The sequence below is a fragment of the Vibrio owensii genome (genome assembly GCF_002021755.1).
Classification (GTDB): domain Bacteria; phylum Pseudomonadota; class Gammaproteobacteria; order Enterobacterales; family Vibrionaceae; genus Vibrio; species Vibrio owensii.
On record NZ_CP019959.1, the window covers coordinates 3,508,058 to 3,534,867 of the forward strand.

The 26,810-nt window shown below is 47.2% G+C and carries 22 protein-coding genes; 7 read left to right on the forward strand and 15 right to left on the reverse strand.

The window, feature by feature from the left end:
- Positions 1-12: 12 nt before the first annotated feature.
- From tssJ to A9237_RS16435, 15 genes are all read right to left on the reverse strand, one after another.
- Positions 13-495 (reverse strand): type VI secretion system lipoprotein TssJ, encoded by a 483-nt coding sequence (gene tssJ / locus A9237_RS16365; protein WP_005451918.1) that lies wholly within the window; start codon positions 493-495, stop codon positions 13-15.
- Entirely contained in the window at positions 495-1,433 is a 939-nt protein-coding gene (locus A9237_RS16370) for a type VI secretion system-associated FHA domain protein (RefSeq protein WP_078608673.1), read from the reverse strand. Before A9237_RS16370 ends, tssJ begins: the two co-directional genes overlap by 1 nt.
- A 3-nt stretch (positions 1,434-1,436) precedes the next feature.
- On the reverse strand, positions 1,437-2,240 hold the full coding sequence (locus tag A9237_RS16375; protein WP_237358436.1) for an ABC transporter substrate-binding protein: 804 nt from the start codon (positions 2,238-2,240) through the stop codon (positions 1,437-1,439).
- Between the two features lie 12 nt (positions 2,241-2,252).
- Entirely contained in the window at positions 2,253-4,859 is a 2,607-nt protein-coding gene (tssH, locus tag A9237_RS16380) for a type VI secretion system ATPase TssH (RefSeq protein WP_078608674.1), read from the reverse strand.
- 57 nt (positions 4,860-4,916) lie between these two features.
- The gene (locus A9237_RS16385; RefSeq protein ID WP_174574999.1) at positions 4,917-5,855 is read right to left on the reverse strand and encodes a type VI secretion system baseplate subunit TssG; all 939 of its coding nucleotides are present in this window, start codon (positions 5,853-5,855) and stop codon (positions 4,917-4,919) included.
- Positions 5,856-5,867: 12 nt separating this feature from the next.
- The gene (tssF, locus tag A9237_RS16390; protein WP_078608675.1) at positions 5,868-7,619 is read right to left on the reverse strand and encodes a type VI secretion system baseplate subunit TssF; all 1,752 of its coding nucleotides are present in this window, start codon (positions 7,617-7,619) and stop codon (positions 5,868-5,870) included.
- On the reverse strand, positions 7,612-8,034 hold the full coding sequence (gene tssE, locus A9237_RS16395) for a type VI secretion system baseplate subunit TssE (protein ID WP_005451929.1): 423 nt from the start codon (positions 8,032-8,034) through the stop codon (positions 7,612-7,614). The genes tssF and tssE overlap by 8 nt, the downstream gene beginning before the upstream one ends.
- Entirely contained in the window at positions 8,034-9,428 is a 1,395-nt protein-coding gene (locus tag A9237_RS16400; protein ID WP_078608676.1) for a type VI secretion system contractile sheath domain-containing protein, read from the reverse strand. Before A9237_RS16400 ends, tssE begins: the two co-directional genes overlap by 1 nt.
- A 68-nt stretch (positions 9,429-9,496) precedes the next feature.
- Positions 9,497-10,975 (reverse strand): type VI secretion system contractile sheath large subunit, encoded by a 1,479-nt coding sequence (gene tssC, locus A9237_RS16405; RefSeq protein WP_005451931.1) that lies wholly within the window; start codon positions 10,973-10,975, stop codon positions 9,497-9,499.
- Complete coding sequence (gene tssB / locus A9237_RS16410) at positions 10,975-11,478, reverse strand: type VI secretion system contractile sheath small subunit (protein ID WP_005443648.1); 504 nt, start codon at positions 11,476-11,478, stop codon at positions 10,975-10,977. Before tssB ends, tssC begins: the two co-directional genes overlap by 1 nt.
- Before the next feature lie 20 nt (positions 11,479-11,498).
- Complete coding sequence (locus A9237_RS16415) at positions 11,499-12,020, reverse strand: Hcp family type VI secretion system effector (RefSeq protein ID WP_005443647.1); 522 nt, start codon at positions 12,018-12,020, stop codon at positions 11,499-11,501.
- A 33-nt stretch (positions 12,021-12,053) separates the two neighbouring features.
- Positions 12,054-13,502: a type VI secretion system protein TssA gene (locus tag A9237_RS16420; RefSeq protein WP_078608677.1), complete on the reverse strand. Its 1,449-nt coding sequence runs from the start codon at positions 13,500-13,502 to the stop codon at positions 12,054-12,056.
- A gap of 201 nt (positions 13,503-13,703) precedes the next feature.
- On the reverse strand, positions 13,704-14,006 hold the full coding sequence (locus A9237_RS16425; protein WP_005426629.1) for a PAAR domain-containing protein: 303 nt from the start codon (positions 14,004-14,006) through the stop codon (positions 13,704-13,706).
- Complete coding sequence (locus tag A9237_RS16430; protein ID WP_078608678.1) at positions 14,003-14,611, reverse strand: DUF6931 family protein; 609 nt, start codon at positions 14,609-14,611, stop codon at positions 14,003-14,005. Before A9237_RS16430 ends, A9237_RS16425 begins: the two co-directional genes overlap by 4 nt.
- Positions 14,611-16,593 (reverse strand): type VI secretion system Vgr family protein, encoded by a 1,983-nt coding sequence (locus A9237_RS16435; protein ID WP_038894132.1) that lies wholly within the window; start codon positions 16,591-16,593, stop codon positions 14,611-14,613. Before A9237_RS16435 ends, A9237_RS16430 begins: the two co-directional genes overlap by 1 nt.
- 134 nt (positions 16,594-16,727) lie before the next feature.
- On the opposite strand from A9237_RS16435, the gene A9237_RS16440 reads away from it, so the two are divergent.
- The 7 genes from A9237_RS16440 (at position 16,728) to A9237_RS16470 (ending at position 26,695) form a co-directional block, all read left to right on the forward strand.
- Positions 16,728-17,618 (forward strand): hypothetical protein, encoded by an 891-nt coding sequence (locus tag A9237_RS16440; RefSeq protein WP_005426534.1) that lies wholly within the window; start codon positions 16,728-16,730, stop codon positions 17,616-17,618.
- 277 nt (positions 17,619-17,895) lie between these two features.
- A complete protein-coding gene (locus A9237_RS16445) occupies positions 17,896-18,615 on the forward strand; it encodes a GntR family transcriptional regulator (RefSeq protein ID WP_009696948.1) in 720 nt (239 codons plus the stop codon).
- A 12-nt stretch (positions 18,616-18,627) separates the two neighbouring features.
- Entirely contained in the window at positions 18,628-19,524 is an 897-nt protein-coding gene (gene prpB / locus A9237_RS16450) for a methylisocitrate lyase (protein WP_045416584.1), read from the forward strand.
- Positions 19,525-19,656: 132 nt separating this feature from the next.
- Positions 19,657-20,799, forward strand: coding sequence for a bifunctional 2-methylcitrate synthase/citrate synthase (gene prpC, locus A9237_RS16455; protein WP_005443640.1), 1,143 nt, complete (start codon positions 19,657-19,659; stop codon positions 20,797-20,799).
- A gap of 133 nt (positions 20,800-20,932) precedes the next feature.
- Entirely contained in the window at positions 20,933-23,542 is a 2,610-nt protein-coding gene (gene acnD, locus A9237_RS16460) for a Fe/S-dependent 2-methylisocitrate dehydratase AcnD (RefSeq protein WP_078608679.1), read from the forward strand.
- Between the two features lie 23 nt (positions 23,543-23,565).
- Entirely contained in the window at positions 23,566-24,753 is a 1,188-nt protein-coding gene (prpF, locus tag A9237_RS16465) for a 2-methylaconitate cis-trans isomerase PrpF (protein ID WP_078608680.1), read from the forward strand.
- A gap of 61 nt (positions 24,754-24,814) precedes the next feature.
- Entirely contained in the window at positions 24,815-26,695 is a 1,881-nt protein-coding gene (locus A9237_RS16470) for a propionyl-CoA synthetase (RefSeq protein ID WP_078608681.1), read from the forward strand.
- Positions 26,696-26,810 lie beyond the last annotated feature (115 nt).

The following is a 26,810-nucleotide window of genomic DNA, read 5'->3' on the forward strand; positions in this document are numbered from 1 at the left end:
TACTGAATCGAGTTAAAAGACATCCCACCAAGGCGAATCTGGTGTCACGGTTTGCAATGCTGCTTTGTTACCGCTGATCTTTAACTGGATATATTGTTCTTCTTCCTGAGGCGTGGTTGTCACTACCGTCGCCGTGCTTGCATCGTATTCGGCAAATTCCACCAATACGCCGATGTATTGAGTCGTCTTGTTGATGTCTAAGGTTTGTTTGCTATTGCTGTCTGGCATCACCACGGGCAGAACTTGTTTCGACACCAAGTTTGCGCCCAATAGGCTCACGTCATCGTTGTACAAATCGATAAACGGCAATTGCTTAAACTGCTGTGCATCGGTCAGTTGATACAAGCGTACTACTACGGGATTAGTACTGTTGTTAACACTTGGGTTAATCGTCTTCTCGGCGCTCACCGCCAATTGATATTGCGTCACAACCGGTGTTGGGTCAGATGAACATCCCACCAAAGCGAAAGCGAGTAAACTAAGCCAAATCTTCATCAGCTTTCCTCGCTTTGCTTTTGCATATTTTCCATAAACATCGCTTTGAACTGGCGACGAAAATCACCGTTGTCCTGCCGATGTTGGAAGTGCTTGCGGTAGATTTTCCAATACTTCTTGTCTTTGCTGCTGAACAATCCGCCAGACACAAATTCACTAAATTGATTCTCTAGTTGGTTTGGCGCGAACTCATTGAGGAACTGATCGAGTGTTTTGTCCAACGCATCAAACAAAGCATCATGTGCAAGCGGTGGGTTGCGAAGGTATTGTTGATTCTTCTCGGTAATCGTAATCAGCTTTTCGATGGAGGCTTCCAGCTCTGACGTTGGAAGGTGGTCTCCCGGAAGATACTCAATCTCCGTAGAACGCTCCATTGCTTGCTGCTGTTTCGACACCTCATCCACTTCAAAGTGATCCGCCAGTTCGTCATCGTCGATGTCTTCAAACGGGTCGGAGGAGAAGGGGTCATCGCTCATTACATTTTGGTGAGAGTAATGAACTTCCGATTTCACGGGTTCGACGATATCTCCTTCATCGAGAAAATCGACATTGTCTTCCAGTTGCAGGTCGAACTTGGTCGCAAAGAGGTCATCGGATTGCTCTTCGACAGGCGCTTTGCTCGACGTGAGTGTTGATACCAACATTGAATAGCTTTCGATCTTTAAAATGTCGCCATCGTTGAGTGAGTAATCTTTATCTCTCACCATGGCTTTATCGTTGAGGCGAGCTGGGTTCTTGCCAGTACTCTTAACCAAATAACCTGTGTCAGTGAGACGAATTTGTCCGTGGATACGCGAGATGCGTTTTGATTGATCGGGCAATGCCACTTCACAAGAAGCAGAACGCCCAAACTGCCCGCCAGACTCGGGCAGATAGATGACTCTTGAAGTCACCACCTCTTCAGAGGGTACAGAAATCAAATGTATGCTGATCGCCACTTGTTATCCCTCGCATTTAGCCAACGCTGTGTTGAAAGCGGTTAAGAAACCAGAATATTTTTCCAAAAAGCGGTTAGAGAAATACACGCCCATGGGCTTGGTTTCGAATACTTGAGAATAGAAGTAATCGCTTGGAAGAGAGGCTTGGCTGATTTCGGTGTGAAACACCCGTTCATCTTCCAGTGCGACGTCAATTTCTCTTTGTTTTAAAAGCCTTAGTAAAACCTTAGCATCTCGTGGCTGCTTAACGACGTTGTATCCATTACGTTTCAGCCAAAACCATGTGCTTGAGCCAAATTCTGCCGAGAACTTAAGGTTCAACTTTGACAAATCATCAAGCTTAGGCTCTACACCGGGGCCGAAATACCAACGCAACTTTTGCTCGGTAATAGGAGCAGACAACGTTGCGTAGCTGTCGTGCTCTCTGGTTTTCGGCGAGACGAAAAAGCCGTGCTGTTGACCACTGTGTACGTGGAGCTGTGCGTCAGACCATTCCGTCATGGTCAGTTGGTAAGGTTGTCCCATTTCGCCCAGCGCACATTTGACGCGGTTGAGCGCAAACCCATCCATGTTTTGATTTTGGTGAGTTTGGTACGGTGCCCATTTGTGGGTCGCAAGCAGCAATCGGTCGGGACCAATCCAAACTTGCGCCCATGCTTCGAACGAGAATAGGGCACCAAGCAAAATAAACAGCGATGAAACCAGCTTGGTTATTTTGCGGAAAAGACTCACCCCACAGCTGACCGCCGCCTCTTGAACAAGAATCGAGGTGGTGACGAGATGGGGTGAATGTACGCTTCTAAACATCATGATTCATTACTACTGAATATCCAGTTCAAAGCCCTGTGGCGTCGACGCAGCGGTGACCGTCACTTGGCTAATTGGTTGTTGTGCGCTCAGACGTGCGATGCATTCTTCTGCCAATTTCGGCATCAAAGAGCGGTTAATGATTTGCTCAACCGCACGACCACCTGTCGTAGGATCGGTGTTTTTGCTGACAACCAAATCCACGAAACCTGCATCCCACGTAAAGCTCGCTTGATACTGTTCTGCCAGTTTTTTGCGAATGCGGTTTAGCGCGATTTCGGTGATCTTCGCCAGCTCATCATCGTTGAGTGGGTAATAAGGCACGATGGTGGTACGCCCTAAGAATGCAGGTTTGAAGTAACGTTGTAGATCGGGACGAATCGCTTCAAGCAGTTCATCGTTGCTGATGCGTTCGGCGTTTTCATCACACACATCGCAAATCGCTTGGTCAGCGGCGTTAGAAGTCATAATGATTAAGGTGTTTTTGAAATCCACCGTGCGACCTTCGCTGTCTTTGATGTGTCCTTTATCGAAGATTTGATAGAAGAGATCATGAACGCCCGGATGCGCTTTTTCCATCTCATCCAAAAGCAAAACAGAGTAGGGATTACGGCGAATCGCCTCGGTTAACACGCCACCTTCACCAAAACCAACATAACCAGCAGGCGAGCCAAGTAACATTGAGATTTTGTGTTCTTCTTTAAACTCGGTCATGTTGATAACCGTGAGATCGTTGCTGCCTCCGTAAAGTTGCTCCGCGAGTGCCATGGCGGTTTCTGTTTTACCGACACCACTTGGACCGCACATCAAGAATACACCGATTGGCTTACGGTTGCCGGTTAAGCCAGCGCGTGAGATTCGAATCGCCTTTGCCAGCTCTTGCTTCGCCACGTTTTGACCGATAACGCGTTTATCCAGCTCTGATTCCAGTGACAATAGGCGAGCGATTTCGTCACTCATCATGTTGCCAACGGGAATGCCTGTCCAACCGGAAATGACTTGAGCAATGGTCGAATCATCCACCATTGCATTAACTAACGGCTCTTCGCCTTGAAGTTCGTGCAATTGGTCGAGAAGGGCATTCAACTGGCTTTGCTGAGTTTCGTCCGGCGTTTCGCTTTCTGTGATGCTTTGTTGAAGCGCTTTAATCTCATCAACCAACGTAATCTCTTGTTCCCAACGCGTCTGGTAGTCCGCTAATTGAGATTGATTGATAGTGATTTCTTGCTTCAATTCGGCAATTTCTTCTGCGCCTGAGCCGAATAAATCAAACTCTTTCTCCAAAGCAGACTGCTCGTTCTGTTGATAACGAATGGTTTGCTCTAACGCTTCTATCACTTCTGGCTTTGCACCTTGAGTTAACGCAATACGCGCACTAGCCGTGTCGAGTAGGCTGATCGCTTTATCTGGCAATTGGCGAGAAGGTAAGTAGCGAATAGATAGGTTAACCGCCGCATCAATGGCTGATTCTGTAATAAAAGCGCCGTGGTGCTTTTGCAATGAAGCCGCAATGCCTCGCAGCATTTGTTTGGCATCTTCTGCATTTGGCTCTTCTACCGTGACGACTTGGAAACGGCGGGTCAAAGCAGGATCTTTCTCGAAGTACTTTTTGTATTCTGCCCATGTTGTTGCGGCAATGGTTTTGAACTCACCACGTGCAAGAGCCGGCTTCAATAAGTTGGCAGCATCATTTTGTCCTGCTGCACCGCCAGCGCCGATCAGCGTATGTGCTTCATCAATAAATACAATGATTGGTACATCGCTGTTTTTCACTTCATTGATGACGTCTTTAAGGCGATTTTCAAATTCGCCTTTTACGCTCGCACCTGCTTGTAATAGCCCTAAATCAAGCGAATGGAGTTGAACGCCTTGCAGCGCACTTGGCACTTCATCTGCTGCGATTCTCAGCGCTAAGCCTTCAACGACAGCGGTTTTACCCACGCCTGGTTCACCAACGAAAATAGGGTTGTTCTGGCGTTTACGACAAAGAATGTCGATGGCTTTTCTCACTTCAGAATTACGCCCAGAAATCGGGTCGATATTGCCTTCAATCGCTTGTTGAGTCAGGTTGATGGTGTACTTGCTTAATGCGTCGTTCGCGCTTGCTGTATTTGCGGCTGAACTTGCTTCACCTGTGCTTTGTTGTGTTGCTCGCTTAACCGGCGTTTTGTTGATTAAACCTTGCAGGGACTCGGTCGACACGTTTTGTAGAGATTCGAGATTCTTGCTCGATACGCCCATGACGTTCTGTTGTAGCAGCGCTTGAACGAGATGCAGACTGATGATTTCGCCATGCCCATAGTTAACGGAGGCAATCATCCAAGCGTCTTTGAGAAGTTCAGTCAGTGCATGGCTGAGCGTTGGCTGGCTGTCTTGTACTTTTGGTAAGCGCTCGATGCGATTTGCTAGTTCACTGGCAAGTTGATCTTGGTTGATCTTCTGACTTTCAATCAGCGTTTTTAAATGAGAGTCTTGCTGATTCAATAGCGTGAGCAACCAATGTTCCGGCTCGATGGCAGCAACGCCTTGGTTCATGGCTGCACCCGCAGAGGCTTCCAATGCGCGTTTTAATTCTGGCGATAACTTGGCGACTAAATTTGTCAGCGTTACTTGTGTCATAACCTTATCCTTGTCTTTTGCGCGATAACCTTCTTTGTCGTCGCGGTGTCTACCTAGCTACTTCAGAAGAATCCGAATCCGCTCTGTAGGTTTACGTTCTGGGGCGAGGCAATCCACTTCACCCAATTTCGCGGCTTGATCTGGTTGAGTAGACAGCCTTGGTTTTTCGAGATACGCACGCTTAACGTTGAGATAAATAGAAATCGGCGTGGCGTCTCGTAAATAATGTTGAATGAGCTGGCGCATGTGGCTCGCCAACTGAGTATCTCTATGAATTTGATGCAGTTCTTTGCGGTTGGCAGGCTGGATACTCACCACCAAATGTTGGTTGTAAGTCATGCACGTTTTACCAATGAGGAAACCCTGTCCGATTCCGCTGTTATAGTCGTCTTTCTGTCCTAAACGGGTAAGAGAACTAGCGGGTAACTGGCGACGTTCATGGCTCTTAGTCGACACATCGATTTGGTAAGGGAAGTAGTCGTTGAGAATCTGCTCTAACGTTTCTAAGTTACGATGTCCTTGAGCGAACAGCAGTGAATACTGGAACAGCGCACCGTGTTCGCGTTTCAGGTTCGCCAGTTGTTTGAGTAAATCGGTTTTTTCTTTTGCCAGCTCTTTCTGCACCAAAAGGTGAGGAGCGAGCTCTAGTTGCGCGGCAAGTTCAAAATGGCGTTGATTGAATACGTCTAAAAAGTCCTTGAGTGCGTGATCGTCGTTATGCAGTGCAAACAACAATTCCTCATAGATGTAATTTGGGATAACCCCTTGTGCGCCAGATAGTGCTTGCTGCGCAATACGAACCTTGGCGCTGTGGTCACTGAACGAAAAGTATTGAATATCGTCGGCATCACCATGGGGCATGGCTTCCGCTTTAAGCTCTAACTTCAGCTTGTGCCCAGACTGTTTTGCCATTTGCATCAGCAATCGCATTGCTTGAGCAAAGTCATACTCATGTGGGTTCGCTTTTAAATCGTTAATCAGTAACATCGACATCATCTATCTTCCACGCTACATCGAGCGCTGGCTCCCGTGGATTTTTGGGTAACGCCTCGCAATGCCATCTTTGCCATAAAGACGAATTGTGAGCTGAATGTAGCGATCAAAACTACAGAACTGTTGGAAGAAGCGATTCAATACATCGGTGAAAGTCAGATAGTTACCAGAGGTATCGAGAGTGATTTCAATCTCTGTGCCCGGAGAGAAGACGTTCTTGCCAAGAATACGCATCGATGAAACTTGTGAGCGCACTTTTACTGACTGAATCATCTGAATTTCATCGCTTACTAACTGATTGCGGCTACACAATTGCAGCATTTGCTTAAGCTGCTGAGTCGGATCTTCTGAGTGCAGCAGAGACGAGAAGTTACTGTTCAGTAGCCCGATAAATTGCCAGTGCATATTAGCGTCAGATTCACGCTCTATTGGAGCTGACGGTGGGTAGAGCGAATGAAAATCGTCGGGTAAATCTATCGGCTCTAAACATGTCATCTCACCATTGATGGTGCATGCTTGTTTGCCATTGGTACAAAGAAGGCGAGTACCGTAGAGTTTGTTGAATTCGAGTTCTTGGTTGGCGTTTAGGCTGATCGCCAATCGCAGTTCACCTGTGGACTCCTTTCGGCTTTGCCAGTAATCGCAATGTGGGTCGCTTTGGTAACTGTCTTTAAACAGTGGCGTCAGCAGTTTTTGACCGCTAGACGTAATCTCAAACACATCCAAAATGTCGACCACTTGAATCTCATTATCGGTATGCGCATCGGCATTAACGGGAATGGTCAGGCTACGTTGGTCATAGCTGGTTGGTTCGCCCGTTTGCTCGAAGAGGTTCACCGCAGGCACGACATTGAGCTTAAACACTTGGTTGTCGAAAAGACGGATAAACTCCATCGGTAAAGAGTGCATGAACAGGTTTAATACCACAGTGGAGCAATCATGTTGCTGACACGCTTCACCAAAGCCTTTAAGACGGAAGAACTGACGTTTCTCTTTGAAGAAGAAAAATTCGTTCATCAAATGGTAGCCAGAAAATTGATTGCCTTTTTGTGGCAGAAATTGAAACTGTTTATCGCTGATTCGGCTCTTGAGTTGATCGGCAGCCAAGACTGCGTGGTTCTCACCATTGATGTTGGAAATCGATATCGCACGCGCTTCACTGAGCAGAAGTTCAACCAAGGAATCCGCATTGTTCTCGAAACCTTGAACGAAGAAGTCGAGATCTTCTAACGCTAATTGACTGAAGTGCACATCATCATCTCCAGTAGACAGAGTGAGCTGAATAACGGCGGTAGTTTGTTCGCTGCCTTGTGGGCGATTGAAGTCAAAGGGCGCGCTGCTTGCCTTGGTGTCAGTCAGTGCAAATGGCGTCGTTTTGAGTTCATCCGTTGTGGTGAACAAACATGTTTTTCCTTGCGATTCGGAAGAAAATCGTGTGCCTTTGGGAAGCGTCGTGCTGTCTGTGGAAGGCGCGTCTGTGCTCATTTCTAGATACGCCACACTTGGTACCGTTTGAATGTAACTTGGGTAGAGTACGCCAAGTAATCCTTCGACAACTTCAGGGATTTGCTCAGATAGACGTTTTTCAACGTTGGCATTCAGCAGTGCCACACCATCCAGTAAGCGAGCCAAACTTGGGTCTTCGATTTGTCCCTGATGAATATTGAGACGTTGTGCGTGTTCTGGATGTTCAGAACCAAATTGGCCGAGGGCTCGACGGACAAAAGTCAGCTCTTGTTCGTAATAACGCAGTAGAGGATCACTCATACAAATCCTCCTTCATATCGGTGGTCATGTCGCTTAATGAAATCTTGGAATCAAAAATCAGCTCTTTTTCGCCCTGTGCCGTTTTGGCTTTGGCGACAATATTGAACGCGATGGTGTTTTCTCCCGCTTTACGTTCAACAAGTTCAACCATGACTTGGCTAAGACGAGGCTCGAAATGTCGAATGTAGTTTTCTAGTTTGAGGGCTAATTGCTGGTGGTCGAGACTGGCACTCAATAGGTGTACATCCTCGATGCCAAAACGATAGTTAGAGCGCTGCACTTCGGTTAACCGATCATCAATGCTCATCAGTGACGCTTCCGAATCGAACAGACGAGTCAGGTGATATTTGATGTCCTCGATATCATCTCGACGAGTCGTAGGGGCAGTTTGCACAAAGGTACGCCAAAAACTCATTACGCCACCTCATCCAATTCGGTTGTCAGCACCACTTCGCCACTGAAATGGTCGTATTGATACTGCGGGACGATACGCAATGTACAGACGAAATTGCCCGGATGATGGTCAGAGTCGCACACGCTGATCTTTGCAAAACTCAAAGGGTATTTTGATAGGGTTTCTTCGTTGGCGTACGCAACGTTACTAGAGAATTTTTCAACCCACTGAGAGAGGAACAACTCACACTCAGCAGCTGTTTTGAAGCTACCGATCATTTCGCGTACTTGTACTTTGAGATAATGTGCAATACGGCAAGACATCAACGAGGTTTGGATTTGAGTGAGGACTTTCTCGTTATCAGACTCGCTGTTGTGCCAAATCGAATTGTTACCATTGAAGTAAAACTTATCGCTCAAAGGGCTCTTAGTAAGAGGGATAAAACCACTTCGACTGTAGAAGGTCGACAGTTGCCCAAACAAGGTCACTTTGGTTTGTGGTTGAATCAGAAAATGACTATCGCTTTGGCTTTGATTGACCACGGCACCTTGGTTGTTGTCGTTCCAACGAGATTTCAAGAAGCCAAACCAACTCACCCGTTGATGCTCTCGCATAATGGTGGATACAAACGCAAAGCCCGCATTGCCCCAAAGCCCGTTTTGCTTCTCGTTGTAGATGAATCCCACTTTGGCGTTTTGATAACGTGTACGCATACACATTTCTGGCATCACTAAACCGACAAAACGCGCAGAGGACTTACTGCGTAAGGACTGCCACGATTGGTAATCAGGACTAGCAAGGATCTTCTCGATTCGGTTGATGTCAGACAGCCAGTCTGCGCCTGATTCGACAAAGAAATCGCGATTCGGAGCAAATAGCATTGGGCATAACGTGGATTCTCCCAAGCGGCTTAATAGCTCCACAGTGAACAAATCATCGTAGTCAGATTCGAAATCCATATCTGCTGCTACTGGCTGTGTGAACAGCAAGCAACCGAATGGATGTCCGCCCAAGGTGTTTAACTCTTGGTTACCAATCTTATTGTACAACTCGGACGTTTTGGTGCTGTAGGCTTGATTGACGTCGGAAGACACTTCTTCCCAACTCATATTGAGTAGCTTGAGTTGAGTGCGTTGGTAATTAACGGGCAGGGTGGCTAAGCCTTGAAGCCCTAGCCAATTGGTTTGTAATGCCTCAAATTCTGGATGATGCAGTAACGTATCCATCTGTTTCGAGAGCTTATTGTCAATCTCTGCAATTAGGCGCGAAATATGAGTAATAAGCGCATCGGGATGGTCTAGCGCGGAGCGAGACACTTGAGACAGTAAAGAGAGCGCCTCTTGTAAAAAGTCGCTATCTTTATCGTCTAGCTGTGTAAATTGGGTCTGCCAACCTGAGTGATAAATCTTACTCATACTATCCTTGTGACCTAAATCGAATTGGCTTGGTCGAAGCATCCTACTTCGACCAAGCTTTATCATGCTTAACCTGGGATCTTCGCTACCATGCGAACCGACGTAGTCAGTTCTTCAAGTTGTAGCCAAGGTCTTAGGTGAGCAACGGCTGAATACGCGCCCGGTTTGCCCGGTTGTTCAACCACTTCAATGCGAGACTCTGCCAATGGTGTTTTCGCTCGTTGATCATTACCAATTGCACCTGCGTTGGTGTATTGATCGATCCACAATTGCAGTTCACGTTGAATGTCTGGCGCTTCTAGATTTGAACCTAGCTTGTCGCGACCCATGACTTTCAAGTAGTGAGCGATGCGACCACTTGCCATGATGTAAGGAAGACGCGCTGAAATCGCAGCGTTTGCTGTTGCATCTGGATCTGTGTACGTCTTCGGTTGCTGCGTTGTTTGACCGCCGATGAACACGCCATAGTTTGAGTTCTTGTAGTGAACCAGTGGCAAGAAGCCTAGGTCACTTAACTCTTTCTCGCGTTCGTCGGTTAGGTTCACTTCTGTCGGACATTGCTGAACCAAATCGCCAGCTTCGGTCTTGTATGTGAGGTTTGGTAGGTTTTCTACTTTACCACCGTTATCCAGACCGCGAATTGCTGTACACCAACCGTACGCGGTAAACGCTTGCGTCATTTTCAGACCTAACTCGTAAGCGGCATTTGACCAAACCAACTCATCATTGCTTGATGGGTTCGGATTGCCATCTTGGTCAGTGTTTAATTCTTCGTAGCTAAACAACTTGGTGCCAAGACCTTTCTCACCGTAAGGAAGGCGAGCCAGTGTGCGCGGTAGTGTTAGAGTTACGTAACGCGCGTCGTCACTTTCACGGAATGAGTTCCATGCAGCATAAGCCGGAGAATCAAAACCAGCCGCGACAGGTTTTCCTTCTTCGAAGGTAGTGAAGTCATTGAACTCAAACATTTCCGCGTTTGCTGCGGCAACGAACGGAGCGTGACACGCAGCGGCTACTTCGCCCATGTAGCGTAGTAGGGCGACGTCTTCATCTTTTGCGCTGAACTCGTAGTCACCGATGAAGGTGCCATACGGTTCACCTCCTGCTGTGCCGTATTCGCCTTGGTATACCGCGTTAAACAGTGGGCTACGGTCGATGGCTGGTGCATCTTCAAATTGATCAAGTAGCTCGTCTTTGGTGTAGTCGACCATTTTAATTTTCAGTGAGCGTCCTAGGTCGCTCTCTTTAACCAGTTTTTGCAGACCACGCCATGAACCTTCTAGCTTTTGGAAGTCATTTTCTTGCATGACTTTCGATAGCTGTTTAGAAAGCTTTTTGTCGATCTCTACAATGGCGTTTTCAATCGTTTTGGTGACGTTCTTGTCCCATGTTACCGTGCCGCTTAGCGCTTGCTCTGCCAACACTGAGAACAGTTCTTTTGTTGTGTCCGCTGGCGTTTGTGTGGTCGCTTCGATTGCACGATCCAGAAAGCTCAGCGAAGCTTCAGCCGCTTCTGCTTGTGGTTGGTTTTCAACTTCCGTCGTCATTATTCTGCTCCTTCTTTCTGGATGCCTAGCTCATCGGAAAGGGCGTTGATAGTGTCTGCACTTTGCAGAACTTCCTTGAGTAGTTTCTCTAGATCACGAGAACGGTCCGCTTTTGAAAGCAGTACTTTGAGTTGGTTACGAGTTTCAACAAGCTTCTTGAGCGGTTCAACTTGCTCAACGATGGCTTCAGGCTCGAAATCTTTCATTGATGAGAATTTCAGACTCGCTTCGATTTGGCTATCGTCATCAACCAAAACGTTGTCCACTTTGAGTGATAACTCAGGGCCAACACGCTTCATGACAGTATCGAAGTTGTCTTTATCGACGTTATAGAAGGTGCGATCTTCCACGTCTTCTTTGTCTTGCTTGTGACCCGAATAATCACCGACGACTCCCACCACAAAAGGGAGTTCTTTGGTTTCTACTGCGCCATTCGTCTCGACATCGTAAGTAATACTTACACGGTTTTTGCTAACTCGCTTGTGTTGGGAGTTCAGTGCCATAATGGTATCTCCTTATTCCATTAAGAAGCTGTCGAAGTAACTTTCGCTGTCGTCGCGTCAAAGCCCACTTCAGGACCTTTCTCAATTTTGCCGCCTTCGCCTTCGATGTAGTACGCTTTCGAAATCTCGGTGTATGTCAGGCTGAATGATTCATTTGGCAGGTGACCATCCGACGCGCCCATGTTGTAGCTCGACATACGTGCTGCGCTCAGTGTCAGGATTAGGTATGGATCCGCACCAGAACCTTCACGGTTTGGTTTGGTCATCACGATCTCGATGGTTTTACCTTCACCACCTGGCGCGTATAGGAACGTTGTTAGGTAAGGCGTTGCACCATCACAGCCACGAGTGATGTTCACTTCACCTAGCGCGACCATGCCTTGGTCTGCGTTGTTCGCGTTACCGACGTCGATGCCAACGCCACGAACGGCACTCCAGTTCACTGTATCAATAGCAAAAAATCCATCCTTGCCACCGATCTTATCTACCGTTGCAGCACCTTTTGGTGTAGTGCCATCAATTCTCATGTAAATAGAAGCCATTTGGTTCTCCTTTGCTTATTAGCATTTTTTGCTTCACCACTCGAAATCGGTAATACCGCTCGACGATTGAGTAGTTTTTACTTCTGGTTGGTTGGTTGTATTAGGAGTGTCGCTTTGCTCTGACGTTGTAGGTTCAATTGACGTTGCACTTTGAGACTCCTCTTTAGAGGTGTTTTGAACCTCAGGCGTAGAGACGGCGGGAACCGGTTCTGGCACTGATTGTGGTTCAGGAATTGTCTTCAGAATGGTTTGTTCTAAGTTGTCCATTCCGGTGAGTTGATTGATATGACTCAGAACTTGGCTGTTGCCGCCAGTCATTTCTTGGAGTAGTTCTGGCAAGCTTAGATAACCCCATCGAATCGCGCGCTCTAACAAGAACGGAACAGGGCTATGTGGTTCGGTTTGTTTGAAGTAATCGGCGAGCTTTCTAAGTTCATGAAAAGCGTGGTCGCGATTTTGGATCTGGCCAGCGATATTCATCGTAGTGGGTGCCGCTGGCTGGTGTGTTTCATTTGAAGGAATCGGCTCTAGCAACGGCGTCGTCGTAATTTGTTCTGCTTCTGGCTCTGATGAGGTTGGTGCTACTTCTGCATTTTCAGTTGCCTGATAGGTTGTTTCAGGAGAGTTTGATTCAACGGGGGGAGCATGAGCGTCTTCGGCAATCAATCTGAATTGATCATCTAGGGGCCATTTAGAAAACTTGTCTTCAGTGAGATAACGTATCGCGTTAATCAGCTCCGCGATGTTTTCTTTGATGAATTTGAAACTTACAGGAGTTGCATTAACGGGTTGGCACTGTTGAGCGATAGCTTGTTCTATAGCATCAAGATTTTGATAGGTTTGCGCCAAATCCATTAAGGTGTCTTGCGTGTCAGCGTTGAATAGGTTTTGCGCTTTAGTTTTGATTTCGCCAAGCGAACCGTTGCGCTCTGCGCGTAGGTAATCACCAAAGGTGACATCGTCTATCAAGCCAATCAACTGCAAAGGCATATACAGGGCAGTGGTATCGTGAGTTTCGCCGACAAGTTGTAGCAGAGGTTTCATTCGGAACTCGGCTCGCTCTCTAGCGATGCCAGACTCTTCTGCGCTTTTTAGTTTGTCTTCAGGAAGGAATGGATTGAGCGAGTCCCAAAACTGCTCCACGGTGCTTAGAAGCACTTGCGTTGCGTCGGCAAGATTTCGATAGGGAGTGTCGGTGAACAACTGACTGGTGATATACCAACCTAGTAGCTCCAAGTCTTTGCTTGACTGGGTGAGGGCGTGGTATGTCGCAGTACGCAACTGTGCCCAGTTGTCATCGTTGCTTTCAAGCAGTGCTTGATCGCTAGATGCATCAGGAGTTTCAACCAATTGGCGAAACGATGATTGCGCGGCATTGTAACTGTTTCTAAGTGCTCGATAGGCACTTCTATCGAGCTTCAGATAGACACCACTTGGCGAGCCATCTGTGATCGGAGCCAAAAGACTATCAATATTAACCATATTCAATCCATGAATTATTGTTTTATTAAGTCAGAGATAAATCCATTACTCTGGTTTCATAGTTTGTAAACTTGAGTCTAGTGAGAATTTTCTGAAATAGCTGAGAAAAATTAACTATTTAATAAAAAGTAAGAGGTTGATCCAAAAAATTGGTCGGAGGAATACATCTATCAATATAATGTCCTGATTTATAAAGGGGTTTTATCCCCCTATAAGTACGGTGGGCATTCCTGCAACGATACTTCCGCCGTGAGACGTAGTGTCTCCCATTCGGGCTGCAGGCTTATTGCTTAATAGCACGGTCGTGCTTCCCATCGCGATAGAATCCGGGGTTCCAACGCAAACACAGACATCACTCACTGTGGCAGCAGGTAAGCTACCGATCAGTACGGTTGGAGCTCCAGGACCGGTGACCGGACCACCCACATGAGGAATTGGTGGGGTTGCTGGTGTCTGCATTGGGCATACATGCATGTCAGTGATACGAGCAGCAGGTAGCGTCATCGTACTTCTCCTTGTACTGCAGTTTGTGATTGGCCATCTGAGGTGCCTTGACCGCCTGCAGCGATATCAAGCGCCATTGCGATTGCGGCTTGATAGTAAGGTTTAGTTTTGTCCCATTCAGGAAGGGCGGCTGCGTGATTGATCGCTCCCGCAGTCGCTTTTGCGTACAGAAATGGATCAGGCATAACGGGTGGAATATCTGGTGCAACGATGCTGCCAGAACCATTCCAAAATACCGCTTGAGCAAGCCAAGATGGGCCACAATTCAGTTCCAATCGATGAGAGAGGTGTTCGGCTTTGCGTCGCAATTCTTCGGAGGGTGAACGCACCCAAGCCATACAAGTTTCAACACTTTGTTTTTGAAGTGGTGACCATTCCTCATTACGTTGGTTCAAACACAGCGCTCCCCACCAGATTGCCTCACGGACGGGCAGAGCGTGCGTCAAAAACTGCACGAGATCGTTGTAGAGCTCTTTGTCTGTAAACGATTGAATTGCATCGCTGATGCTGGTTTCTTCGTCCAGTAGTGCCTTTGCTTCGTCACTGGCTTTGAATCTCGGTAATATTTGCCCAGCCGTTTGGTATGGAATCTTCTTATATTTCATTAGTTAACCTTTACAATTGCGCCTTTCACTTCACCCATTACGCCGCCATCAAATGTGGCTTTGAGACCCGATTTAAACTCCGCACTCAAAGAGCCCTCTGCAGAGAGCGTGGTGTCCGCTTTGATGGAAATACTCAAGCCAGAAATGCTGTTTGAACTGGTTGCATCAAGCGCCGTCGTGGTACCTGAAACCTTGTTGGCTGAAGTGGCTTTGCTGGTGACGTTGGTCCCTTCCAAATTCAGCGCGCTGCTGGCTTTGACGTCGATATTGGTTGCTTCAATGGCAATGGATGATGAGGACAGGGTTATTTTGCTTGAGCCAACTTTGAGCTCGATAGAATCGTCAGCTTCAATCGAAATCGACTTGGCTTTTTCGCTTAATGCTTTGGTTACGCTCAGGGAGTAGTTGTCTTCTGTCGACACTGATACCGCTTTGGTGACTGTCTGGCTTAGTTCACCCTTGATGGTTTCGGTTTGGTTGTTTTCAACTTCTTGTGTCAGGTCTTTGGCTGCATGAAGGTAAAGTAATTCATTGTCTTTTTTGTCATCGAAGTAGAGCTCATTGCTCTGTCCGGAAAGTTGAGTTTTGATGCCAGACTTTGTTGTATTGGCTTCTGCGTATGGCGGAGCATTTTTGCTGTTGTAAACGCTGCCTGTGATGATTGGTCTGTCTGGATCGCCATCAATGAAAGAGACCAGAACTTCTTGCCCGGTACGCGGCACAAACTGAGCACCGTAACCACTTCCCGCAAGCATTTGTGCGACACGAACATAACAACTGGTTTTGTCGCCACTTGCGTCTGTGTCCCATTGGAACTGAATACGCACGCGACCTTGTTCGTCCTGATTAATATCACCTGCGGTTGAGCCGGCAACGACTGCGCTCTGTAAACCCTGAACCACTTGTTTTGAGCGAGGTCGCGGGTAGTGAGGAGTATCTTTTGGAATCACTTTCAGTCTGGTGCTGCTCTGTGCATTTTCAGTGTATTCCACTTCCATACTGATGACCGAAAAGTCACCAAGTTGATCTTTATCTAAATGGCTTGAAAGCGAGAAGTAAGTACCGAGCTCGAAGAGATCATGTTTGGCGCTGGCAATGACACTTTGGTAATCCTGCTCAACATACTCGATTCGACGCTTGGCAAGATTGCTTGAGAGATCCGTCATGTCCCCGCTGATGCCCAAAGTCGGGTAACGCGTGTTGGCAAGTTTAGTGTTGTTGGCAATGGTATTGCTGGAGGTTTTACTGCCGCTGGTGATGAGTTTCGTCTGCGAATAATCGTAGCTTGATAGCTCGACACTCGCTCCATGAAAGGCAACGGTCGGGCACCAATCTTCAAGCAAAGGAAGTGAGCCTGTCGGCGTTTCCTTCATATCAAATTTTGCAGTGCTGGCTTTATCAAATGGAGTTTGAGCATCTTGCAAAATCATAGTGTGTGAACCACTCGCATGCTCAAAATAATAATGAACGCCTTCCTCAGCGAGTAGGCGAGAAACGAAGTCAAAATCCGATTCGTTATATTGCAAACAATATTCACGCTTGGTCGAAGGCATGCTGGATATTTTATAGTTACCTTTGAAACCAGCGTTATCGAAAATATCACTGACAATTTCTTGTGTAGATTGATTTTGATAAACCCGGAAAGAATGTGTGTGTTTTAATAACCAAAACCAAGGTTTAAGCGTTATTTCGTATTGGTGATTCTGCAAATTAGAATCCATTCCTAAATGTTGGATCAATGTCACAACTCCATTGTAGGAACGATTGAGTGTATTGCTGCCAGATTCGTTGAAATAACGGTTTATGGTAAGGAACTGACCTAGTTGATCTTGCATGTCAAAGCCACTAGACACCAGCATTGCTTTGATTTCAAAGGGCTCTGATAAGGCTTGCTTTATTGTTGCATTACTTATGATATGTTCTTGATTACTTGAGTCTTTTGCAGACATCAAACTAGCCGAACTGCTATATTTATCAGCCATTGCATATCCTTATGCTTGAACTTTTCAATAATAAAAATTTGAAATATAAATACTATTATTAATCAAATTACTCAAAAAATAGCAGTATTAGATCTTATTCGCTATTCGATTTATTAAAAGAAAAGGAGTTCTTTATGGCGAGTCAAAATGCAAAAAAGATGGCGAAAGAATTTTTGCAAAATGTAGAAAAGGACAGTAAGTCATATCACAAAAGTTGGGCGAGAAAATTCGGTAATAAATACCAATCTGCCAAGAACTGGGTAAAACGTGACAAAAAAATGGTCGCGATGGATATTGCACAAAAAGGGGTAAGGACTGGTATCGGGATGATTCCATTTCCCGGCTCGAAAGAGGGGGCAGCCCTGTTGGAAGTCGCAGGTGGTGCAGCGTTGAAAGCAGCATCTCGTAAAGCGTGGGAAGAGGGCTCAAAGAAAGGCGTTAAATCTCTTCTCAACAAAAAAATTGAATCTGCTCGCAAGCAGCTTAAAACCAACTCAGTAGGAAAAGTCGATCACGAGTTCCTGGCGCTTTCTGCGCGTAAGCGTGATGAACACATCCATGCGATTCGTAAACTCGTGAAGTACGAGGTGAAGCTGTTACCAAAGCGTTCTGATGAGCTCAGTTTGCGTTTATTCAAGCTTAAAGAGGCGATCAATGAATCCCGTGTGAAGCTCAACAAAACCACCATGTCTTCCACATCGGCTATCGATAACATGCAAGCTTGGACGGAGTTCTTTTCTGCCATCAAAGAGGTGGAGCACTACCAAGCGAAATTGCGTGAAAGCCTGATTCAAGTGCAAGAAATCACCAAGGATGTGGAGTGGTTCTTGGCGGCTTCTGAAGCAACGACTGATCAGATGAATGCACAAAACTTACCGCAACTAGAAGAAGCGTTTGACCAGATCCGCCGTAGTTACGGCAACATCAACTCGCTGAAACAACTGCAAGACATGATGTTAGAGCGAAACCTAGTTGAATCCGGTTTGTTGGATGAAAAAGACTTAACCTACAAGCTAGTCAACTAGGCAAATCCGACCGTTCGTTAGCAAATTAAACCCAACTAGGGAGCTGTTGTGCTCCCTTATTCTTTTTACTTGCTGAATTTATTGGGTTTTTATTGTCGACAATTTCAGCTTGCTTTTATCGAACTGAATGTTTTTCCACTCATAAATCACTCAATAACACTATACCTTAGTCTAAATTGTCGACAATTTGCTTGATTGTCGACAATCCGATCGTCTATTTTATATTCAAGTTAACAAATTGTTGACACTTTGGTTTCTAAATACGAGTGCCTTGAATATGAATACAGAATTGAAAACTCGTCATAAAGTGATTGTCTCTGAAAAAGAGCACACTAAATCTGAATCGCTGACCGAATCGTTAGTGGAAGCGATTGTGAGTGGTGAAATTGAACCGGGCAGTAAAATCTCAGAGCCTGAATTAGCCAAGAAATATCAAGTGAGTAGAGGTCCTCTACGTGAAGCTATGATGCGTCTTGAAGGGCTTGGGTTGATTGAGCGCATTCCGCATGTTGGCGCTCGTGTTATCACTTTCTCTCCAGAAAAACTCATCGAATTGTATTCCGTCCGCGAAGCATTAGAGGGCATGGCGGCAAGGCTAGCGGCTCGCTATATCACTCAAGAAGAGTTACTGAGTTTGGAAATGCTATTGTCGACACATTCCAAACATATTGACGAAGTCGAAGGCTCGTCTTACTTCCACCAGCATGGTGACTTCGACTTCCATTATCGAATCATTCAAGCGAGCCGAAACAGCAAGCTTATCTCTTTGCTTTGCGACGAGCTGTATCACTTGTTGCGCATGTATCGTTACCAATCGCCACGTGCGCAATCTCGTCCTAACGAAGCACTCAACGAACACAAATTCATTCTGCAAGCGATTCGCAACCGTGATGAAGAACTCGCAGAAATGCTGATGAGAAGGCACATCTCAGGCAGCCGAAAACTTATCGAATTACAGATTTTACATTCTGAAAGTAAAGATAGAGAACAAGACTAGAAGGAAATTGTCATGAGCTTATCTCCGGGGGCGAAGTTCAGACTCGCCATTGAGCACAACAACCCACTGCAGATCGTCGGCACCATTAACCCATACTGCGCCATGATGGCGAAAAACTTGGGTCACCAAGCTATCTATTTGTCGGGTGGCGGTATCGCTAACGCATCTTACGGTTTGCCAGATCTTGGCATTACGACACTGAACGATGTTTTGGTGGATGTAGACCGCATCACCAACGCGTGTGATTTGCCGTTACTGGTTGATATCGATACCGGTTTTGGTGGAGCTTTTAACATCGCACGCACTATCAAAGCGATAGAAAAAGCCGGTGCGGCGGCAGTGCATATGGAAGACCAAGTGGCGCAGAAGCGTTGTGGTCATCGCCCAAACAAAGCGATTGTTAGCCAACAAGAAATGGTTGATCGAGTGAAAGCGGCGGTGGATGCACGTAATGACGAGAGCTTTGTCATTATGGCTCGTACTGATGCGTTAGCGGTTGAAGGCATGGACAGTGCGATTGAACGAGCGATTGCATGTGTGGAAGCGGGCGCAGATATGATCTTCCCAGAAGCCATGAACCAGCTAGACCAATACCAGCAGTTTTCAACAGCGCTAGAGCAAGCAACAGGGAAACACGTTCCAATTCTTGCCAACATTACTGAGTTTGGACAAACGCCGCTATACGGCTGTGAAGAGTTAGCCCAATCCAAAGTGGACATGGTTTTGTACCCACTGAGTGCATTCCGTGCAATGAACAAAGCGGCTGAGATGGTTTACAAACACTTACTAGAAGTTGGCAACCAAGAAGCGTTGCTTGATTCAATGCAGACACGAAAAGAGCTGTATGAGCACCTTAATTACCACGACTACGAGAATAAGTTAGACAAGCTGTTTTCGGAGGGTAAATAAGGTCAACAAAGAAACAAACGGAAGCCCAAGAAAAAGATAGATAAACGGAATCTCTAATCCAATAACGTGAAAATTGTCTGATTCAAAAGAGCCCATTAAGAGAGCCAAGTCAGACAGAAAAGGAGTTCAACAATGCCTCATTCTGTAGAAAAGAAAGCTGAGATAGGTGGCGCAGGTCTACGCGGTCAAAGCGCTGGAAGCACAGCTTTATGCACTGTCGGTAAAACGGGGACGGGTCTAACGTATCGTGGTTACGATATTACGGACTTGGCAAATCATGCTCAATTTGAAGAAGTGGCGCATTTGCTGTTACGCGGTCACTTACCTAATCAACAAGAGCTAGACGCCTACAAGACACATCTATTGAGTCTGCGTGGCTTACCAGCGGAGCTTAAGCAAGCGTTAGAGCTGATCCCTTCTGATGCTCACCCGATGGACGTTATGCGCACAGGTTGCTCTATGCTGGGTAACTTAGAGCAAGAAATGGACTTTGAGCAACAGCTCCATGCTACTGAGCGAATGCTGGCGCTTTTCCCTGCCATCATTTGTTACTGGTATCGCTTCAGCCACGATGGCGTACGAATCAAAACGCACGATAACAGCGAAGACTGCATAGGCGGCTACTTCCTAAAACTTCTTACTGATAAAGCACCAAGCGAAACGCACAAAAAGGTGATGCACTGTTCTTTGATTCTTTATGCAGAGCATGAGTTTAATGCCTCAACATTTGCGGCGCGCGTATGTGCTTCTACGCTTTCTGATCTTCATTCTTGTATCACAGCTGCTATCGGCACGCTACGTGGTCCACTTCATGGCGGTGCAAACGAAGCGGCGATGGAGATGATTCAAGATTGGCAAACGCCAGATGAAGCAGAAGCCAACATTCTTCAGATGCTAGAGAACAAAGACAAAATCATGGGCTTTGGTCATGCGATTTATCGTGAAAGTGACCCTCGTAATGCACTGATCAAGCGTTGGTCAGAAGCGTTATCGAAAGAGGTGGGTGACACGCATCTTTACGCGGTTTCTGAGCGCGTGGAATCCGTCATGAAGCGCGAGAAAGGTCTATTTTGTAATGCCGATTTCTTCCATGCTTCGGCTTACCACTTCATGGATATTCCAACCAAATTGTTTACACCAATCTTTGTGATGAGCCGACTGACAGGTTGGGCGGCGCACGTGTATGAACAACGCGCGAACAACCGAATCATTCGCCCAAGTGCGGATTATACCGGACCGGATCATCAAGACTGGGTGCCAATCGAACAACGCTAGCGCGTGACGCCTCTTTGTGAGCTTCGTCTTTCATGGCATTCACAAGGGGCGTCTCTTTCACCGCGAATCCATTTCAAAAACAGTATCGCGGTGCGTTCAGGCACAAGATGTACACTAAAGCGGAAGCAAGCCCATGAGCATCACCACAAATATAAATACTCAATATCGTAAGCCGCTCCCGGGAACCCAACTCGATTATTTTGATACCCGAGAAGCTGTTAACGATATTTCTCCAGGAGCCTATGAAAAGCTCCCATACACCTCACGCGTTTTAGCAGAGCAGTTGGTTCGTCGCTGTGACCCAAATATGCTCACTGATAGCTTAAAACAGTTGATTGAACGCAAGCGTGACCTCGATTTTCCTTGGTATCCGGCGCGTGTGGTTTGTCATGACATCCTTGGACAAACCGCATTAGTCGACCTTGCTGGTCTGCGTGATGCGATTGCTGAACAAGGCGGTGACCCGGCGAAAGTAAACCCTGTGGTTGAAACGCAATTGATCGTTGACCATTCACTGGCAGTTGAACACGCAGGCTTTGACCCAGAGGCGTTTGAGAAAAACCGTGCGATAGAAGAGCGCAGAAACGAAGACCGATTCCACTTTATCGAGTGGTGTAAGACGGCGTTTGAGAACGTTAGCGTTATTCCTGCGGGTAACGGCATCATGCACCAAATCAACTTGGAGAAGATGTCTCCGGTTGTGCAAGCCAAGCAAGGCATTGCTTACCCAGATACCTGTGTCGGCACAGACAGTCACACACCTCACGTTGATTCACTTGGCGTTATTGCGATTGGTGTCGGCGGTTTAGAGGCGGAGACTGTTATGCTTGGTCGCCCGTCGATGATGCGTCTACCAGACATTGTTGGCGTGAAGCTTACTGGTAAGCGTCAACCGGGTATTACCGCCACGGATATCGTACTAGCGATTACCGAGTTCCTGCGAAATGAACGCGTGGTTTCATCTTATCTCGAATTCTTTGGTGAAGGGGCGCGAGACCTAACCATTGGCGACCGCGCAACCATCTCAAACATGACGCCAGAATACGGCGCAACCGCTGGGATGTTCTACATTGATGAGCAGACCATTAATTACCTCAAACTGACAGGGCGCGATGATCAACAGGTTGACTTGGTAGAGAAGTACGCCAAGCAAACCGGTCTGTGGGCAGATGATTTAGACACTGCCGTTTACGAACGCGTGCTTGAGTTCGATTTGTCCCAAGTCGGGCGCAATTTGGCAGGTCCATCTAATCCTCATCGTCGTTTGCCAACCTTAGAGCTTGCTGAGCGCGGTGTTTCCGGAGAGTGGCAAGAGAAAGAAGGCGAACTTCCGGATGGCGCGGTGATCATCGCAGCGATTACTTCTTGTACCAACACCAGTAACCCAAGAAACGTTGTTGCAGCGGGTCTGGTCGCTAAGAAAGCGAATGAACTTGGCTTGGTGCGCAAACCTTGGGTGAAGTCTTCATTTGCACCGGGCTCTAAAGTAGCTCGACTCTACCTTGAAGACTCTGGCTTACTCCCTGAATTGGAGAAGCTTGGTTTTGGTATCGTCGCCTATGCGTGTACAACCTGTAACGGTATGAGCGGCGCACTTGACCCGAAAATCCAACAAGAAATCATCGATCGAGATCTGTATTCAACGGCGGTACTTTCTGGGAACCGCAACTTTGATGGTCGAATTCATCCTTACGCAAAACAAGCATTTTTAGCATCGCCACCTTTGGTCGTTGCTTATGCGTTAGCTGGGACGATTCGCTTTGATATCGAACGTGATTCTTTGGGTACAGACAAAGACGGCAAGCCGGTTTATCTCAACGACTTGTGGCCAACGGATGAAGAAATTGATGCTGTGGTGGGTGAGTACGTTAAGCCAGAGCAGTTTAATCAAGTCTACATTCAAATGTTTAAACTGAATGATGAGGCTCGTAACCCGAATCCGCTCTACGATTGGCGTCCGATGAGTACGTATATCCGAAGACCTCCCTACTGGCAAAAAGAGGGGGAGGGAGCACTGGCTGGTGAGCGAACTCTGTCTTCAATGCGTCCTCTCGCCGTTTTAGGCGACAACATTACAACCGACCATTTGTCGCCATCGAACGCAATTTTGGCAAGCAGCGCTGCAGGCGAATACCTCGCGAAGATGGGCGTGCCAGAAGAAGACTTTAACTCATACGCGACTCACCGAGGCGATCACTTAACCGCGCAGCGCGCTACTTTCGCTAACCCGAAACTGTTCAACGAAATGGTCAAGGAAAATGACGAAGTCGTGCAAGGATCGTTAGCGAGAGTCGAACCTGAAGGCAAAGTGACACGTATGTGGGAGGCGATTGAGACTTACATGAATCGCAAGCAGCCACTTATCGTGGTCGCAGGTGCGGATTATGGTCAAGGATCGTCGCGAGATTGGGCGGCGAAAGGCGTTCGCTTGGCGGGTGTAGAAGCTATTGTCGCTGAAGGTTTTGAGCGTATCCACCGTACCAATTTAGTTGGCATGGGCGTACTTCCTCTGCAATTTAAAGATGGCGTGAACCGAAAGACGCTCGAATTGGATGGCACTGAACTTTATGACGTTATCGGCGATATCACTCCTAGTGCTGATTTGGCATTGGTGATTACCCGTGCAAATGGCGACAAGGTTGATGTGCCAGTGACTTGCCGACTCGATACCGAAGATGAAGTTCACGTGTACAAAGCGGGCGGTGTGTTACAGCGCTTTGCTCAAGATTTCCTCTCGCAATAGATAGCGCAATAACGGAGTAAGATATGGATAGCAAGATGCAAAGCCAAATCAAAGTCCCGGCGACTTACATGCGCGGCGGTACGAGCAAAGGGGTGTTCTTCAACCTTGAAGATTTGCCACAGCCAGCGCAAGTTGCAGGCGAGGCAAGAGACAAAATGCTACTTCGTGTGATTGGTAGCCCAGACCCGTACGCTAAACAAATTGATGGCATGGGCGGCGCAACTTCCAGCACCAGTAAAACTGTGGTTGTGTCGCGCAGTCAGCGAGTCGATCACGACGTTGATTACCTGTTCGGGCAAGTATCGATAGATAAGCCGTTTGTTGATTGGAGTGGTAACTGCGGCAACCTTTCTGCTGCAGTCGGGCCTTTCGCCATTCATGCAGGGTTGATCGACGAAGATCGTATTCCTCAAAACGGCATCGTTACCGTTCGTGTATGGCAGGTGAATATTGGCAAAACCATATTGATTCATGTGCCAATCGTAAATGGTTTCGTTCAAGAAACAGGGGCGTTTGAGCTTGATGGAGTGACGTTCCCCGCTGCTGAAATCCAAGTTGATTTTGTCGACCCTGCTGATGGAGAAGGCAGCATGTTTCCAACCGGTAATCTAGTAGACGATTTGGTCGTGCCAGATGTTGGGACGTTCAACGCCACCTTTATTAACGCAGGCATACCGACGATCTTCGTAGACGCAGAAGCACTTGGCTACCAAGGCACTGAGCTTCAAGATGACATCAATAACGATGAATTAGCACTTACAAGGTTTGAGTCCATTCGTGCTCATGGCGCGCTAAAAATGGGGCTGATTGATTCGCTCGAAGAGGCTCAAACACGTCAACACACGCCTAAGATTGCGTTTGTTTCCCAGCCTAAATCCTATTTATCGTCGAGTGGTAAAACCGTAGAAGCAGGTGAGGTCGATATTCTCGTCCGGGCTTTATCTATGGGCAAACTTCACCACGCCATGATGGGAACCGCAGCGGTCGCTATTGCCTCCGCGGCATGCGTCCCGGGTACTCTAGTGAACCTAGCAGCTGGTGGTGGAGAGAAAGAATCTGTGACGTTTGGGCATCCATCAGGAACGCTTAAGGTGGGGGCAAAAGCCAAACAAAGAGAACAAGGTTGGGTGGTTGAGAAAGCCATCATGAGCCGCAGCGCGAGAATACTGATGGAGGGCTTTGTGCGTGTTCCCTCCAATGTCTTTGAATAGCACAATTGCATGGTAGTGATACTTAAGAAAAGCAATGTCAGGACATACTGGAGGAAGCAATATGTCTGCATATCAAAAAGAATACCTTTGGGCACAAAATGAACCGGAAAACTTTTGGCGTGCTCAAGCTGAAAACATCGATTGGTTTGGAGCGCCAAATACCATCTTGCAAGCTGACGAACATGGGATTGAACGTTGGTTTCCTGATGGCGTATTGAACACTTCATGGCTCGCGTTGGATTATCATTGCGAGCAAGGAAGAGGCGACAAAACCGCACTGATTTATGATTCGCCAGTGACGGGTCAAAAACAAACTTACAGTTATCAAGCTCTGCGCGACCAAGTGGCGAAAATCGCGGGTATGCTTTCCAACCGAGGCGTAACCAAAGGCGATCGTGTGGTCATCTACATGCCGATGATCCCAGAGGCGGCAATGGCGATGCTGGCGTGTGCTCGATTAGGCGCGATTCACTCGGTGGTGTTTGGCGGTTTTGCCCCGAATGAGCTCGCTGTTCGAATTGAAGATGCAGAACCCAAAGTCATCATGACGGCGTCTTGTGGTATCGAAATTAATAAGGTTATCCCTTACAAACCAATGGTTGATAAAGCCATTATGGACAGCCGTTGGAAGCCAGAGAAAGTCTTTGTTCTTCAACGCCCACAGTGCGAAGCGGAGCTTAATCTTGAGCGTGATTTAGATTGGCAGCAAGAATACGCGCAAGCTTTGCCTCATGCGTGTGTCCCTGTGCTAGCGACAGATCCTCTTTATATTTTGTATACCTCTGGCACAACAGGGAAACCAAAAGGCGTGGTGCGTGATAATGGTGGTCATGCCGTGGCGATGAAATATTCGATGACGTCGATTTATAACATCCCTCAAGATGGCGTGTTCTGGGCAGCATCGGATGTGGGCTGGGTTGTTGGTCACTCCTATATTGTGTACGCACCGTTGATTCATGGCTGTACAACAATTCTATTCGAAGGCAAACCGGTGAGAACACCAGATCCGGGTGCATTCTGGCGTGTTTGTGACGAATACAAAGTGGATGTGCTTTTCTCCGCGCCGACCGCTTTCCGTGCAATTAAGAAAGAAGACCCAGAAGGCGAGTTCATCAAGCAATACGACTTGTCCAACCTCGACTCTATCTTTATGGCAGGCGAACGCCTTGACCCACCAACGCTAGAATGGGTCGAAAGCAAAGCAGATAAGCCGGTCATTGACCACTGGTGGCAAACCGAGACTGGATGGGCGATCGCGGGCAATCCGACCGGTATCGAGATGATGCCAGTTAAAGCGGGGTCTGCTACTAAGCCGATACCTGGTTATCAGGTCGAGATTCTCAACGAAATGGGCATGCCAGTAGGCGCAAATCAACAAGGTTTTGTGGCTTTGAAGCGCCCCTTGCCACCAAGCTGTCTACCGACTGTCTGGCGCAACCATGATCGCTTTGAAACAGGTTATCTCAGTCAATTCCCGGGTTACTACGTATCGGGAGATGGCGGTTACCTAGATGAAGATGGTTATCTGTTTATCATGGGTCGTATTGATGATGTAATTAACGTCGCAGGTCACCGTCTATCTACTGGCGAAATGGAAGAAATCGTGGGCGGTCACCCAGCGATTGCGGAATGCGCGGTAGTCGGTATCCACGATGAGTTAAAGGGGCAGCTTCCACTTGGCTTCGTGGTTCTTAAAGATGGTGTGAAGATTGATGATCTAACGCTAGAAGGTGAGTTGGTGGGTAAAGTACGCAACGAGATTGGTGCTGTGGCTTGCTTTAAACATGCGCTGGTTGTTGACCGTTTGCCAAAGACTCGCTCAGGTAAAATTCTGCGAAGAACCATTCGCCAAATAGCCGATGGCGAGCAATACGTGGTGCCATCAACCATTGATGACCCGTCCAGTCTAGGCGAAATCGAACGCGTGCTTAAACGCGGCTAGCTAAGTAAGATCTTAATTAAGTGTGCCCCCTTAGGTTACCTAGGAGCAAGCACAAACACCGAAGCCTCTTGCTTTGTCGGCAAGAGGCTTTTGCATTCCTACTTGCCTAAATACG

Bases quoted from the DNA above. Each gene is read 5' to 3' on its own strand.
- tssJ (WP_005451918.1), bottom strand. From the start codon at position 495: ATGAAGATTTGGCTTAGTTTACTCGCTTTCGCTTTGGTGGGATGTTCA.
- A9237_RS16375 (WP_237358436.1), bottom strand. From the start codon at position 2,240: ATGTTTAGAAGCGTACATTCACCCCATCTCGTCACCACCTCGATTCTT.
- tssH (WP_078608674.1), bottom strand. From the start codon at position 4,859: ATGACACAAGTAACGCTGACAAATTTAGTCGCCAAGTTATCGCCAGAA.
- A9237_RS16385 (WP_174574999.1), bottom strand. From the start codon at position 5,855: ATGATGTCGATGTTACTGATTAACGATTTAAAAGCGAACCCACATGAG.
- tssF (WP_078608675.1), bottom strand. From the start codon at position 7,619: ATGAGTGATCCTCTACTGCGTTATTACGAACAAGAGCTGACTTTTGTC.
- tssE (WP_005451929.1), bottom strand. From the start codon at position 8,034: ATGAGTTTTTGGCGTACCTTTGTGCAAACTGCCCCTACGACTCGTCGA.
- A9237_RS16400 (WP_078608676.1), bottom strand. From the start codon at position 9,428: ATGAGTAAGATTTATCACTCAGGTTGGCAGACCCAATTTACACAGCTA.
- tssC (WP_005451931.1), bottom strand. From the start codon at position 10,975: ATGACGACGGAAGTTGAAAACCAACCACAAGCAGAAGCGGCTGAAGCT.
- tssB (WP_005443648.1), bottom strand. From the start codon at position 11,478: ATGGCACTGAACTCCCAACACAAGCGAGTTAGCAAAAACCGTGTAAGT.
- A9237_RS16415 (WP_005443647.1), bottom strand. From the start codon at position 12,020: ATGGCTTCTATTTACATGAGAATTGATGGCACTACACCAAAAGGTGCT.
- A9237_RS16420 (WP_078608677.1), bottom strand. From the start codon at position 13,502: ATGGTTAATATTGATAGTCTTTTGGCTCCGATCACAGATGGCTCGCCA.
- A9237_RS16425 (WP_005426629.1), bottom strand. From the start codon at position 14,006: ATGACGCTACCTGCTGCTCGTATCACTGACATGCATGTATGCCCAATG.
- A9237_RS16430 (WP_078608678.1), bottom strand. From the start codon at position 14,611: ATGAAATATAAGAAGATTCCATACCAAACGGCTGGGCAAATATTACCG.
- A9237_RS16435 (WP_038894132.1), bottom strand. From the start codon at position 16,593: ATGGCTGATAAATATAGCAGTTCGGCTAGTTTGATGTCTGCAAAAGAC.
- A9237_RS16440 (WP_005426534.1), top strand. From the start codon at position 16,728: ATGGCGAGTCAAAATGCAAAAAAGATGGCGAAAGAATTTTTGCAAAAT.
- A9237_RS16445 (WP_009696948.1), top strand. From the start codon at position 17,896: ATGAATACAGAATTGAAAACTCGTCATAAAGTGATTGTCTCTGAAAAA.
- prpB (WP_045416584.1), top strand. From the start codon at position 18,628: ATGAGCTTATCTCCGGGGGCGAAGTTCAGACTCGCCATTGAGCACAAC.
- prpC (WP_005443640.1), top strand. From the start codon at position 19,657: ATGCCTCATTCTGTAGAAAAGAAAGCTGAGATAGGTGGCGCAGGTCTA.
- acnD (WP_078608679.1), top strand. From the start codon at position 20,933: ATGAGCATCACCACAAATATAAATACTCAATATCGTAAGCCGCTCCCG.
- prpF (WP_078608680.1), top strand. From the start codon at position 23,566: ATGGATAGCAAGATGCAAAGCCAAATCAAAGTCCCGGCGACTTACATG.
- A9237_RS16470 (WP_078608681.1), top strand. From the start codon at position 24,815: ATGTCTGCATATCAAAAAGAATACCTTTGGGCACAAAATGAACCGGAA.